The sequence below is a fragment of the Ursidibacter maritimus genome, assembly GCF_009761395.1.
In the GTDB taxonomy this organism is placed as follows: domain Bacteria; phylum Pseudomonadota; class Gammaproteobacteria; order Enterobacterales; family Pasteurellaceae; genus Ursidibacter; species Ursidibacter maritimus.
In genome coordinates, this window is record NZ_LEKN01000012.1 from 1 (window position 1) to 13303 (window position 13303).

General features: G+C 35.4%; 15 protein-coding genes and 1 pseudogene. 15 read left to right on the forward strand and 1 reads right to left on the reverse strand.

Features of this window, described 5'->3' with window-relative positions; translation table 11 throughout:
* Positions 1-117 precede the first annotated feature (117 nt).
* The 5 genes from A1D26_RS02515 to A1D26_RS02535 all read left to right on the forward strand — a co-directional run bounded on the left by A1D26_RS02515 (position 118) and on the right by A1D26_RS02535 (position 4223).
* The gene (locus A1D26_RS02515) at positions 118-855 is read left to right on the forward strand and encodes a PFL_4669 family integrating conjugative element protein (protein ID WP_157402524.1); all 738 of its coding nucleotides are present in this window, start codon (positions 118-120) and stop codon (positions 853-855) included.
* Complete coding sequence (locus tag A1D26_RS02520; protein WP_157402525.1) at positions 848-1351, forward strand: DUF3158 family protein; 504 nt, start codon at positions 848-850, stop codon at positions 1349-1351. Before A1D26_RS02515 ends, A1D26_RS02520 begins: the two co-directional genes overlap by 8 nt.
* A 327-nt stretch (positions 1352-1678) precedes the next feature.
* Positions 1679-2194, forward strand: coding sequence for a single-stranded DNA-binding protein (locus A1D26_RS02525; RefSeq protein ID WP_157402526.1), 516 nt, complete (start codon positions 1679-1681; stop codon positions 2192-2194).
* A gap of 70 nt (positions 2195-2264) precedes the next feature.
* A complete protein-coding gene (locus tag A1D26_RS02530) occupies positions 2265-2720 on the forward strand; it encodes a hypothetical protein (RefSeq protein ID WP_157402527.1) in 456 nt (151 codons plus the stop codon).
* 597 nt (positions 2721-3317) lie between these two features.
* A complete protein-coding gene (locus A1D26_RS02535) occupies positions 3318-4223 on the forward strand; it encodes a hypothetical protein (RefSeq protein ID WP_157402528.1) in 906 nt (301 codons plus the stop codon).
* On the opposite strand, the gene A1D26_RS02540 is transcribed toward A1D26_RS02535, so the two are convergent.
* Positions 4198-4434 carry a hypothetical protein gene (locus tag A1D26_RS02540; protein WP_157402529.1) on the reverse strand — a complete coding sequence of 79 codons (237 nt, stop codon included), beginning with the start codon at positions 4432-4434 and terminating at the stop codon, positions 4198-4200. The genes A1D26_RS02535 and A1D26_RS02540 overlap by 26 nt on opposite strands.
* A 95-nt stretch (positions 4435-4529) precedes the next feature.
* On the opposite strand from A1D26_RS02540, the gene A1D26_RS02545 reads away from it, so the two are divergent.
* The 10 genes and pseudogenes from A1D26_RS02545 (at position 4530) to A1D26_RS02590 (ending at position 13298) form a co-directional block, all read left to right on the forward strand.
* Positions 4530-6560, forward strand: a complete 2031-nt coding sequence (locus tag A1D26_RS02545) for a DNA topoisomerase III (protein WP_157402530.1) — start codon at positions 4530-4532, stop codon at positions 6558-6560.
* Between the two features lie 1133 nt (positions 6561-7693).
* The gene (locus A1D26_RS02550; RefSeq protein WP_157402531.1) at positions 7694-8131 is read left to right on the forward strand and encodes an STY4534 family ICE replication protein; all 438 of its coding nucleotides are present in this window, start codon (positions 7694-7696) and stop codon (positions 8129-8131) included.
* A 51-nt stretch (positions 8132-8182) separates the two neighbouring features.
* The gene (locus A1D26_RS02555) at positions 8183-8392 is read left to right on the forward strand and encodes a hypothetical protein (RefSeq protein ID WP_198303052.1); all 210 of its coding nucleotides are present in this window, start codon (positions 8183-8185) and stop codon (positions 8390-8392) included.
* A gap of 90 nt (positions 8393-8482) precedes the next feature.
* Complete coding sequence (locus A1D26_RS02560; protein WP_157402532.1) at positions 8483-9100, forward strand: hypothetical protein; 618 nt, start codon at positions 8483-8485, stop codon at positions 9098-9100.
* Between the two features lie 121 nt (positions 9101-9221).
* Entirely contained in the window at positions 9222-9560 is a 339-nt protein-coding gene (locus tag A1D26_RS02565) for a hypothetical protein (RefSeq protein WP_157402533.1), read from the forward strand.
* 483 nt (positions 9561-10043) lie between these two features.
* A pseudogene (radC, locus tag A1D26_RS02570) lies at positions 10044-10412 on the forward strand (RadC family protein); the annotation flags it as partial.
* 65 nt (positions 10413-10477) lie between these two features.
* Entirely contained in the window at positions 10478-10810 is a 333-nt protein-coding gene (locus tag A1D26_RS02575) for a type I restriction endonuclease subunit M (RefSeq protein WP_157402535.1), read from the forward strand.
* A 228-nt stretch (positions 10811-11038) separates the two neighbouring features.
* On the forward strand, positions 11039-11617 hold the full coding sequence (pilL2, locus tag A1D26_RS02580) for a PFGI-1 class ICE element type IV pilus protein PilL2 (protein WP_157402536.1): 579 nt from the start codon (positions 11039-11041) through the stop codon (positions 11615-11617).
* A gap of 116 nt (positions 11618-11733) precedes the next feature.
* The gene (locus tag A1D26_RS02585; protein WP_157402537.1) at positions 11734-12483 is read left to right on the forward strand and encodes a TIGR03759 family integrating conjugative element protein; all 750 of its coding nucleotides are present in this window, start codon (positions 11734-11736) and stop codon (positions 12481-12483) included.
* Positions 12462-13298, forward strand: coding sequence for a transglycosylase SLT domain-containing protein (locus A1D26_RS02590; protein WP_157402538.1), 837 nt, complete (start codon positions 12462-12464; stop codon positions 13296-13298). Before A1D26_RS02585 ends, A1D26_RS02590 begins: the two co-directional genes overlap by 22 nt.
* The last annotated feature ends 5 nt before the right edge of the window (positions 13299-13303 follow it).

Consider the following 13303-nt stretch of genomic DNA (forward strand, 5'->3'; position numbering starts at 1 on the left):
TTTGTATGAATTTTGAACTAAGTGTCGCCACTGGCGACAGTTTGTGTGAATTTTGAACTAAGTGCCGCCCCAGGTGGCAGTTTGTATAACTTAAAAACATTATGAAAAGGAGTAATTATGACTCAATATAATCAGGAACTTGGAGCATTACGTAGTGAAATTACACTTACACTACATTCGCAGTATGCTTTGAAACTATGGAATGGCAGACCCATTCTTCGTGATGAACTCACCGATAATGTTGTTAAGCCTCAAATTCCTAGTATGCCAAATTGCCTCGCAATCTTATCTCAAATTCAAAAGGATGCCGCAGGTGATGACCCTTATGCAGATTGGTATCTGATTCAATTTGAAGAAAAGGTGCAAAAACATACTGAAGATATGAAAGAACTCATTGTGAAATTAATTGATATTTACCAAGATCAATTACCTGAGAATATTGATATTTCTCGCTGTGCAAATATCAATCCTGTCACTATCCCTATCTTTGTCAATTCCCAACTTGGCTACAAGCTAATCTACCTACTATCAGAATTCGATATGTTAGCCCGCTCTACTATGACTGCTTGCCATATTGCTTTAATGAGCCGAGCAGAATCTCACGAATGGCTAGAAGCTGGAGCAAGTTTATTACGTAAATGTTTTGGTGTGACCAGTTCTTATCGTCATTCTGGCATCACTCGCCAAGACGTAAGAGAAAATAGCTCTCGCTACCAAGAGGCTGTTAAGCGACTTCAGTTAGAATTGCCAGCAGATGTTCTCGCTGGTGAAAAACGAGCAATGTTTGCACCAATGATTCGAACACAACAAACTGACCCAGATGAACAAGTAATTAGTGGTGAAGGAAATGAATAAATCTAAAATTTATCGTTTGATTCCTGAAGGAATGTATAAAGATTTGACGCAGAAACATAATCTTAATGGGATATTAAGATTGTTATTTAGCCCAATTGATGACATTGAACAGTATCAATATATCAGTGATCAAATCAAAGAGGTGCGTCAGTCTTTATCTGAATTGCAAGATAGAATGGTAGATGGTATTAAAACCGACAATGTAATGGGGGTTCTACCTTTACTCTTTGTTAGAGATACAGCTAGCAGATCAGAGGCTTGTTATCTCAGATGGCGAAATCTGCGGAATTCTAAATCAGGAGAAAATGCTTGGCGTGAGATACTTCTATCACCTAATCAACCAAAGATAGTAAAGGATTCCTTGGTTCAAATTGAAAAAGAAAGAATTACACTAAATATGCAGATGGCTATTCTCACTCATATTGTTCGCCAGCTTAGAGAGTGTAGCGATAAAATCCAGCAAATTGAAATGTTGGCGCAGGAAGAAAATGAATAAAATTTTGTGTATGCAAAGCTTAGAAATGTTGCGTATGCAAACCCTAGAAGTAAGTGCGTATGCAAAGCCTAGACTAAAAGGCCTTTTAAAGGTAAGGGGGCGAAGCCCCTTACCTTTGACGAGAAAAAGCCTTTACTATTGAGGAGAAAATGATGGCAAATGTGAAAATGACATTCAGTGTTGAAATAGACGGCGAGGTTATTATTCAACATGAATAAGCGACTCATATCTTAGAAATTCATCTGATGGAATTTTTAATTAAATGATTTTTTTGTTTATGAAATCAAGTTTAATAATCCTAATTTAATTCATTGAAGGAGTAAAATAATGGCCAGTGTAAATAAAGTAATTATTGTTGGATATCTCGGTAATGAACCTGAGATGCGTACTATGCCAAATGGTGAGGCTGTGGCTAATATTAGCGTTGCAACAAGTGAAAGCTGGACTGATAAAAATACGGGCGAGCGTCGAGAGATTACTGAATGGCATCGTATTGTATTTTATCGCCGTCAAGCTGAAGTCGTTGGTCAATATCTCCATAAAGGTTCACAAGTCTATATAGAAGGTCGTTTACGTACACGTAAATGGCAAGATCAAAATGGACAAGATCGCTATACAACTGAAATTCAAGGTGATGTGTTACAAATGCTAGGTAGCCGTAATGCTAATAATCAAGGGAATAATTATGGTGCAGAGCAATCTCCTTCATCTTCTAATATGTCTCAAGCAAAACCAGCATCCCAACCACATGGTGGGGAACCAACATTAAATAATTTTGATGATGATATCCCTTTTGCTCCCGTTCATCATAGCCACAGTAAAATAACCATTTATTCTATTTAGCTAGTTGGCTACGTATGGGCTACGTAGTAAAATAACTGCCCACATATCTGTGTTATTCAGGAGATCCCTTATGAAACTGAAACAATTTATTATCCCTATCTTTTGTGCCAGTATTGTGTCTGGTTGTGCTGAACTTGCCGAAGTGAATCAACAAGTTGGTGAATGGGCGGGTAAAATGATTGAAATTCGTGATGGCCAGCAAAATACCACAAGCAACACAACTAACACTAGAATTGAGCAAGTAACTTTTAATAATTATAGTGATAGCTATAAATCTCAAAGCAATATAGATAACCTATTTGTTAGACTTAAACGTGAACTAAATCTAAAGACAAGAGAAGCTGTGCCAAACGTTTATTACAAATTGGAATTAGCTGAATCAGAGCCGAAAATTTTTCCTAAATATTACACAACTTCAGTGATATTAGAAAAAGAGGGTAAAAAAACGATTGTCCGTTGGGAAATTTATGCGACAGAAGAATACGCTCAAAGATTAGAAAAACGATTGGTGAAAGCAATTAAATAAAGTCTTTTATATGTAATTTGTAATTATTATATCTATTATTGCTTTAACCGCTAAAATGGCATCGCTACGTTATATTTCCGAATTACAACAAAAAGGCGAAAAACGAAGATAGATTAGGCACCTTTAAGGTGCCATTTTTTTAGATGCTAAGTGGAGATTTTATGCATAAAGATATATTAAAATTATTGGTTCCTGCTACTTCAAGTACATTGAGTCATTTTCTTAAAGATATTTTAGTCGCATTCCTTCTTTTTTCTGTTTCATTTACCATCATCTCCCTTATTGTGTTCTTAAATGTAAATGCAATAAATAGCAATTACTATGAGATGACATATCCTTTAATTAGGGTTTCTATCATTATCTCTTTATTGGGATATGTTTTATGGTTTCTAATAAAACTACGTAAATTATTAAAATAAACTTGAGGAGTCTATTACTGAATATATCGGGTGAACTATCATATTGCTCATCACCCCTTAAATCTAAAGATGTTATTTATTGGGCTTAGCATTCTTCAGAATGTCCATGTTATATACGTTTGAAAATATTTTAGATTTCTTCTAAAATGCTTAAAAATAAAGCAAGGAGATGTGAATTATGTATATTTTCAAGCTAAGTCCCTCAGATAGCACATACTACGATATAGACAAAAATATTGTTGAGTACAAAACTGAGAAAAAGTACCCTTACTACCGTTCAAGAAAAGATTCGGATGATTTTTCACAATTTGCAGTATGTCCTGCTTGCAGTAACCCTATCCAAATTATTGGTTTATACACTGCTCATAAACCATATGCTCGTCACTATAAAAATAACATTCCTGGACTCGTAGAATATTTACAAGAAAATTATGATTTCTGCCCATTGAAGAGAAAACATCAATCCTATAGTGCTAAAGTAAGAAAGCAAAAAGTTGATTCTAGTGTGCTAGCTATAATTCGAGTATTGATAGAAAATTTTGATAAAGTCATTTATTTTGTTCAAAAAAGTATAGATATATACATTAGCGTTCGCCTTGCAAAAGATATGTTGAACTATTATTTTACATCTAAAGGCTATTTATACCCAGGATCAACATTGTTAAACGTACCATTGATGTTTGCCTATTTTTCAGGAACATATCACTTAAATGGGCGGATTATTTTTTCTGAATCCCTCAAAGAGTCTTTAAAAACTAAAAAATTTGTATCATTTTCAGAAAATAAATTACATACCCATTGTGATCTTTCATTTTGTTTTAGAAACCATTCTATTTCTCTTATTGACGAACATAATTTGCAGGAAAAACTTATTTTCTCTGTTGCTTGGAGAAATGAAATGGGAAAAATAGAAAATGTTTATGAGAAAGAAATAGAATTCGACCCGATATATTGTCGCCGTTTGTTTCAGTATAAACCATTAAATGAAACTGAAAAGCAGAAAGAACATAGAAATATGTTACGAAACTCCGCTTTTCAGATTGCACAAGAATTTGGTTTTATGGTAGGTGAAAGCGCTCTCTAATTTGATCCCACCAGTCTTCTGAAATTTTTGGAATTGCGTTCTGTGATTCTGCGAATTTCAAGCATTCTAATATTGTTGTAATCCCGATTGAGAATTGATGATACTGATCCTGCATTGCAAAAATTAGAGTTTCATCACATTGATTACATTGTGAGTTATTAGCAGCAAATAATTTAGCATTGTTGCTCAGTATTTTATTATTTTTTTTCATAGCAAAAAACCTTATAACGTGATTCTTATATAGATAATATGAGAATAAATTTATTTTTAAATGAAAAAATCAATAAGCGTTATGAAGGAAATACTATGAGGCTCTTTCTTTGCGAAAAACCATCACAGGGTCGAGATATTGCTAGAATTTTAGGGGCTAATCGAAATGGTGATGGCTATTTAGCTACTACTGATAATGCCATTTGTGTTACTTGGGGGGTTGGGCATTTAGTCGAACAATTTCAGCCAGAAGATTATGATCCTGCATATAAACGCTGGTCATTTGAGACATTGCCGATTATTCCTAAACATTGGGGTGTTGCACCTAAAAAAGAAACAAAAAAGCAATATAACATTGTAATTAAACTCATTAAACAAGCTAAGCATTTGGTTATTGCTACTGATGCTGACCGTGAGGGCGAAATGATAGCCCGTGAGTTATTAGATATTGCTTCCTATCAAGGACAAATTCAACGGTTATGGCTATCCGCTTTAGATGATGCCAGTATTCGCCAAGCGTTAAGCTCTTTAAAATCAAATCAAGAAACCCTGCCTTTGTATTATGCTGGTTTAGGTAGAAGCCGAGCAGACTGGTTGATTGGGATGAATTTCTCTCGTCTATTTACATTATTGGCTCAACAACAAGGATATCAAGGTCCTCCACTATCGGTTGGCCGAGTACAGAGTCCCGTACTCGCAATGGTCGTCAACCGAGATAGGGATATTGCTAATTTCGTGCCTGTGTCTCATTATGCTTTAAGCGTCCAACTTAATTCTACTGCAAATCAATCGTTTATTGCAGGTTGGGTTCCTCCTGAGCAGTATTGTGATGAAGAGCGGCGTTGCCTTAATCTGGCTTTGGTACAGCAAGTTCATCAACAAGTACAACAAGCAAAAGTGGCTCAAGTCTTGGATGTGAGTACAAAAAGAGAAAAAATAAGTCATCCGCTTCTCTTTGCATTAAGTGATCTTCAAGGCGAATGTAACCGCTTGTATGGTATGGGGGCTCAACAAGTATTAGATATTGCCCAATCACTGTATGAGGTTCATAAACTTACCACATACCCTCGTACAGATTGTGGCTATTTACCTGAATCTCAATTTTCTGATGTCGAAAGTGTTATTCAATCATTGTGTTCAGTAGATGCTAATCTGAAAAAATTGCTTCCCAATCTTAATTTGCGACAAAAATCTAGAGTTTGGAATGATAAGAAAATTACTGCTCACCACGGTATTATTCCTACTGTTTCAAGAGGTAATTTAGCTAAATTAGGCTCCGATGAATTTAAAGTTTATGATCTCATTCGTCGTCGTTATTTGGCTCAATTTTTACCTTATTTTGAATCAGATAAAACAATCGTCACACTAAGTTGTGCTGGACATACCTTAATTGCGAAAGGACAGGTTGTAATTGCTACAGGATGGAAAATATTATTTGGTAAAAGTACTGAAGATGATGAAGAAACTCAAGGATTACCCCCTCTCTCGGTAAATCAACAATGCCATATTCAAAATATTGAACTCAAATCTCTCAAAACTTCACCACCGAGCCATTACACGGAAGGTACTTTACTTGCAGCAATGAAAAATGCGGCGAGATTTGTTACCGATGAGGAGCTAAAAAAACGATTGCGTGAAACAGAAGGACTTGGAACGGAAGCTACTCGAGCTAGTGTGATTGAAACATTGCTAAATAAGGGATTTATTAAGAAAAAAGGTAAATCTTTAATAGCAACGGCTGAAGGATGTGCTTTAGCTGATAACTTACCTGAACTTTTAAAAAATCCAGGATTGACCGCATTGTGGGAGCAGGCCTTAAACCAGATTGCAGAGCGAACACTTTCGTTAGAGGATTTTATGCAGAAACAAGAAGGTTTTATCCGTCATTTGATGCAAATGTGTCTTAAACAAGGTATGAAACTAGGGAAAATTGAGATCAAAAAATGCCCTAAATGTAGCTCACCAATGGTAAAACGAACGGGTAAAAATGGGGCATTTTGGGGATGTTCAAAGTATCCTCAGTGTGATGCTATAGAGAATATTACTAGCAAAGCAAAAGGTCGCTCAAAAGCAGGTAGTAAACCATTATCTATTTCTGAGCAAGTTAGAGGTAAAATATTATCCTGATGTTTTGATTTATTCAGTCTAAATTTGGATCTTTATGCTTTAACGTGCTAGAATCAGGTCTTAAAAGCCGTTTTGGCTATTTGTCGGTCATCAAATAGTCTGATGTAGCAGAGGGTCTCTACTAGCTCTGACTACATTCCTAAATGTCCCTCAGCACCCAGAAAAGGGCTCTAGTTCTATAACTAGGGGTGTTTACTCTTCTATCGGGTCAAACTACATTAAGGGATCGTAGGGCGACCCCATCCTACTCCATTAGGGTATTGTAAGGACAGGAATATTTTTGCCTATGAGAATATTGCTGTCCTTGCAATACGCAAACTCTATCCATCCCAGAGCCTCCTGGTGAAAAAAGAGGTGCCCTTTGTGCCATATTTGGTGCGTGTTACTGCCGATAAATGACCACTTTGTTATCGGATAATGCAAAAAGAAAGTAGTTAATGTCTTGACGAGAACAAACACTATTTTCAGCGTTTGTATTATATGGTCCAACTTATCTTGATTTAGTCTATATATTTAATCGTGATTATTATCAAATTTTTATTCAATGCCCTGGAGCGGAAGTTCTAGGGCTTTTCTTTTTTCTCAATAATGATTGCTATAACGGTAATAAGTTCAGTTACATTTCATTAATTTAACCTTTTAACTTTATCGTTATAATAGCCACAAAAGATTAATTGTGGGTGATTTATATGATTCTGTTAAGCATATTTCTCATTATTTTGTGTGGTATAAACACATTAATGGGAATTCTCTACTTTTTTAGCCAACCTAAAGAATATATACGCACAATCATTCATTTTTCCTTCGGTGTTTGTCTGCTGTATTTAGGTGTATCGGGATTAAATCTCTAAATTCAAAATAGAATTTAATGTTATAAAACATTAATTTTTTGCTTATGATTTATGCATTAAGCCGCTATCGTTGATAGCACTTAAATATCGTAGAGTTCTGAAAGCGATAATTCTATCGGTGGATAGAATGAACTCTCCCAAATGTTCCTCGGCGATCTGAAAAGGACTCCAATTTATTGGGATCGTTTACTTCACAACCAATTTTAACCCTAGGCGGGAAACATTTTTCCCGTGTTGGGCAAGGATGTTTCTCCGCTTTTTTATTCTTTGGAGAAACAAACTATGACTACTCAAACTTCTACTCAAACTCAAAAAAATTACTTCAATTTACACACAACAGGTTTTGGTTACCTAAACGATATTCGTTTAGTAGAGCCTAAAAAAGGAAATCCTTTTTATGCTTGTCGTGTTGCTGCACTTGTTGGCGAATCTGGCTCCCCTGAGTACAGATATTTTGATATGAATGTTATTGGTAAAGAGACCGAAACACTCATCAAAAAATGTCAAGAAGCAGTTGAAGCAAAGAAAAAGGTATTAATTTCATTTGTTATGTCTGATTTATGGGTGGATACTTTCACTTATACTGCAGATAGCAAGTATCACAAAAAAGGCGATACTGGTGTTACGCTTAAAGGTCGTTTAATTCGTATCAAAATGATTAAAATTGATGGCGAAGTAAAATACCAAGAGTCTAAAAAACAAGATGAAGTTGATGCTTAATCAACCTTAGCCCAGCAATATTGTTGGGCTTTATTTTTAGAGGATATTTTTATGTTGGATAAATATATTCAAGACGAATTTTTACGCCTAGATCAACGCTATACAGCTTGGTACCAAAGTGAAGAAACCGATGAAATTGCTAGAACTCGTATTCAAGAGAGTGAACGGATTTTAAAAATCCTATACGCTCTGAAATATAACAAAGATCCAATGCAAAATAGTATAGGCTATCTCGCATTTATGGCATCGAAAGGTAAATAATCTGTTTTACTTAGGTACCGAATATTTAGCCCCATTAGGGAAATGCTCCCTGTGGTGTGTTTCCCTTCACTTTTTTTTAGGAGAAACACTATGTCTATTTTAACTTTAGATGATGTCGTACAAGCTAACGAAATTTTTGACCGTATTTATGAGACCTTTCAACAACGTGTTGCGTTGTTCAATTTTAAATTGAAACGCTCACCTGAAATGAGGCTACTCAAATCAGTTAGAAATTATGAGAATGCTTTAAAAACGCTTTCGAAAGATGAGATGTTTTGTAATCTATGGAATGAATTTTCTTGCATCGAACTCGGCGGTGAGCTTAGAGTTAATACTTTGAAAAATCAGGAATTCATTTCACATTGTGAACGTTTACTTGATGGTAGCCACGAAATATTTCGTTTTGCACAACCTCTTGCACATAAGTTTGGTATAAGTGATATCAAACTCATTAAAGTGGTTGCAGAAAAACTCGTGAATGAAATCACAAAATGGAAATATCAAGCGATTGCGATGACTCGTTCAGACATTTATCAGTTTGATTTTTGTATTGCTGATATTCGCAGTGTGATTGAAAAATGTCAGGCTCTTTTAGATTTTGATTCAAATATTGAATCAGTCATAGAAGTAGAACATTCCTTGTTACACGAATGGTGGAACTTAATTGAGTTTAAATACGCTACAGCAAAGCAACTTCATCTGCAATAACTTAACCATATAACAGACCTCGCTAGCGGTCTGTTTCTTTCATTTTTTAACATTTACCCAATGGGGACACTTCCCTATTAGATAAGGCAGTGTTTCCCATTTCTTCTTTAGGAGACACATTATGTCATTTTTTAACATCCCTCTTAATTGTTCCCGTAAATGTGAGGCTTGGGAAGATATTCTTTCTCATTACAATGATTGGGTTGCAGATGATGAAGTCTGGGAGATTGCTAGACAATCGGAGGAACTACCTATCTTAGGAAATATTTACCAACGATTAGTGCTAGATCGCATCTTATCCCATTTCTGCGAGGAAACAGGAAAAGATGAATCAGATTTAACGCTGTTTTACTATGTCAATTCAATTGATACCCACTTGGTTATTAATGAGTGGGATATTTGTACAGAAGAAGATTATTGGGGTTGTGTCGAAAAATATCGCATAACCTATACACAGTAACTTTAATATTTAAACCCTAAGGGGAAATACTATCCCCTTGGAGATCGTATTTCCCCATCTTATTTGGAGAAATACTATGTTTTCTTTCAACACTTTATTTTCATTCAAAACGTTGTATATCTTATTTGGAGTGATAATTTTGGCAAATATTATCAAAATTATAACACTCTGGTATTTAAATGACTCTACAACCCATTCATTATTGCTTTCTGTGCTAAAAACAATGTTTTTAATTGTATTGTGGAAGCAAATAAAGCTTATAAATGAATAACTGTACTTTGGGCATAACCTATATTTGCCCGATTAATTACCCCCCCTAGGGAAACATTGTTTTCTCTAGGGGAAGCAAGTTTCCCTTTTTTTTAGGAGAAACTTGTTATGTGTAATTTTTTAACGTCGTCTGAAAATTTGGTATTAGAACAAGCACTATTATTGTTAGAGAAAATTATGGAACAACATCCGAGTTATGGTGATACCCCACAATTTTCAAATCCTGAGATTGTGCGAGATTACCTACGGATGAAAATCGCTACAGATGATAGAGAGAATTTTGTTGTGCTATTTTTAGATAACCAACATAAACTGATTTCATCTGAGGTTTTGTTTCAAGGTACCTTTAATACTAGTGCGGTTTATCCTAGAGAGATTATAAAACGTGCTTTAGAATTAAATGCGGGAGCATTGATTCTTGCACATAATCATCCATCAGGAAAATCAACACCAAGTGAAGCAGACAAAAATATTACATTTAAAATTAAGCAAGCTGCAGAATTATTTGATATTCGTGTATTAGACCATTTTGTTGTCACGCTGAAGGATACATTTAGTTTTGTAGAAAATTTTATATTGTAATCATTAACCCATATAGGGATACTTCCCTGTATGGTGAAAGTATCCCATTTAGGAGATATTTTCATATGTTAGAAACTAAACTGAGTGCTGAGCATTTGGCACAAATTCGACAAAATCAAGCTATTTATGGTATGAAGAAAACGGTAGAGTTAGGTCAAGTGAATGCAACCTCAACCGTATTCTCGATATTAGGGAAAGACAATGTGCTTAACCTACTTCGACGACATATGCGTAAAGATTGGGGAGATATTGACGAACTGGATTGGTATCAAAACGAACAGGCATTATTGATGGGAGAGCGAGTTATTTCGAGTTATCGCATTGAAAATGAAACTGTATTTGTGATTACTGGGTCAGATCGCAGTTACACCACAATTATGATGGCTTACGAATATTAAATTTCTCAAAGGCATTCCTATCGCAATATAGGAATGCCTATTTTTTTGATAAAAATTATTCAATTTCAAGATTGTGTTTTTTATTACAAATTAAGGCGATTTTTTGCATAGTTATTCCGTCTTTCTAGCGTTTAATTGTACTAAGGAAAAATTATGAAAAAATCACTTCTCTTTTCTGTATTTTTTAGCCTAGGGCTCTTGGGATGTGTTAACCATTCAAAACAAAATATGGATAATGCAGACAATTCTTTGCCTCCAGGTAATCCATTACCTAAAGATATGCAAATTAGCGAGCTTAATTCATCGGAAGTTAATACAACAGTATTAAAACCAGTTCCCATTGAACACGGACGTAAAATAGAAGAAGATATTTATACTTCAACTTATCAAGAGCATCCCGACGTCGTTCGCTATGGTCGCTATACACTAGTCAGTAGTTCTCCTATCGGTGGGCAAAAATATCTCCTTGAACAGCTAGTCCAAGTGAATATGAAAGGAAAAAAGAAACAGTATACGCTTACTGTCGAACAAGGAATTTGGAATACATTGAAAAACACTGGATTCACATTATGCAGTGTACCCAGCCCAGAAGTAAGAAGTCTCTTTAATCATCAGTTACCTAAAGTACATTATGAGTTTGGGCCGATGCGTTTAAGGGAAGCACTACAAATGCTATCAGGCGAGGCGTATGAGCTAACGGTTAATGATACTCTTCGTCAGGTTTGTTTTGAACGTAGGAATTCAGTACCGAAAATGACTGCACCGATGATTCAAGTCGAAACCAGTCAATCAGAAGGACAATTATAATAAAGCTGAAAAATCTATTTCTAAATCATATTAAAAAATAATAGACTTTTTCATTACTCTCAATTTTATTTTTTGGCATAGTCATTTCATTGTTTATTATCTTAATAGGCTATGTTATGACTTCTAAAATTCTTCCGATGATGCTTGGAATGATACTGGTATTTCCAAGCCCATCTATTTTGGCAAACACCTCCCAATCTTCTATAGTCAACACCTTAAATCAATCCAATACGATGCAACAATCTGTGGAGCAAAATCTTAATGTTTCAAATTCAGAAGATAAATGGTCAGAATGGGGGTTAACTCGTGATGATTGGAGTCGTTATGAACTCTTGAAAAAAGGGGCTCGTGGCATTTGGTCTCCTAGTTTAGACCCCTTAACAACATTAGGCATTGAAGCTCGTAGTGATACTGAGCGTGATCGCTACGCAGAACTACTTGCTAAAAAAGAATTCCAAAGAGTAGAAAAAGAATTTGCTTTTCAAATTGCTTACAACAGAGCATTTGAACGCTTATATCCTAATGTTTTACCGTTTAAATCCGAAAGTGTATCTACTACTTCAGCTGCGATAGGTCGTATCATCTATTTTACTCGCACAGATTGTGATAAATGCGTAGATCATCTCACTCGATTATGGAGCCGTGCAGGAAATAATCCTGTTGATATTTATATCGTCGATAGTATGCAAGATGACAATAAGATTCAGCAATGGGCAGTAAAAAACCGAATTGATATTAATAAAGTTAAAAATCGCCAAATTACCCTAAATCACGATAGTGGATATTGGCTACATTATGCGAATGGTAAGATGCCAGCTGCATTTATTATTCAAGGAAATGGTGAATGGCAATCTCTCGTCTACTAATTTCAGCCATCCTATTAGGCTCAGTCCATTCAGCAATTGCATTCAATGGATTCGGTTTTGATGTTGACACCTATATTGATGAAGCAGCTAAACGTTATCAAATCCCTAGGGAGATGCTACGAGGATTAGTCAAAATGGAAAATGGTTGGACAAATAATATTTCTCCAACTGGTGCTACAGGGGTTGGACAATTTACTTTCCGTACTTGGAATTGGCTAGCTACTATGCCCGAGGGAAAAGCGATTGGGATGAAACCTATTTCTCAACGAACTCGTGGTACTTATGCAGATCCTAGACTAAATAAAAGAGTCAATACTTTAGCGACAGGATTACTCGCTAGATTACATATTCAACAATTTGCAGAGCGAGGGATTAAAAGCTCAGATGAGAATTTATATATGGCTCATAATATTGGGTTAGATGGCTTTCACCGTGCATTACAAGGTCGAGCAAATGCTGATGATATTCGTAATATGAGACGTAATGGTATGAAACGATGGATGAGTGTGAATGATTTCCTCACTTATCAAAAAAATCGTTATAACAGCAATAAACAGATTGCTAATGCGATTCCCTCTAAATCACTTTATTCAAACGATAACAAGCCCTTTACTGCTCAAAATGAGGCAAAAAGAGACATTCCTAAAAAAACAAAGTCTAGGATGGATGATGCTCTGACTGCTACAAAACTACCTATTCAAAATGTTATTTCTTCGGCGAGTCAATCTTACATTAAACGAGAACAACCTAAATTGCGTTGGATCCAACCTAGTGATAAGCAAGTGGTTTGGGTTAATCCAGTGCAGAAACTTTAAAGGAA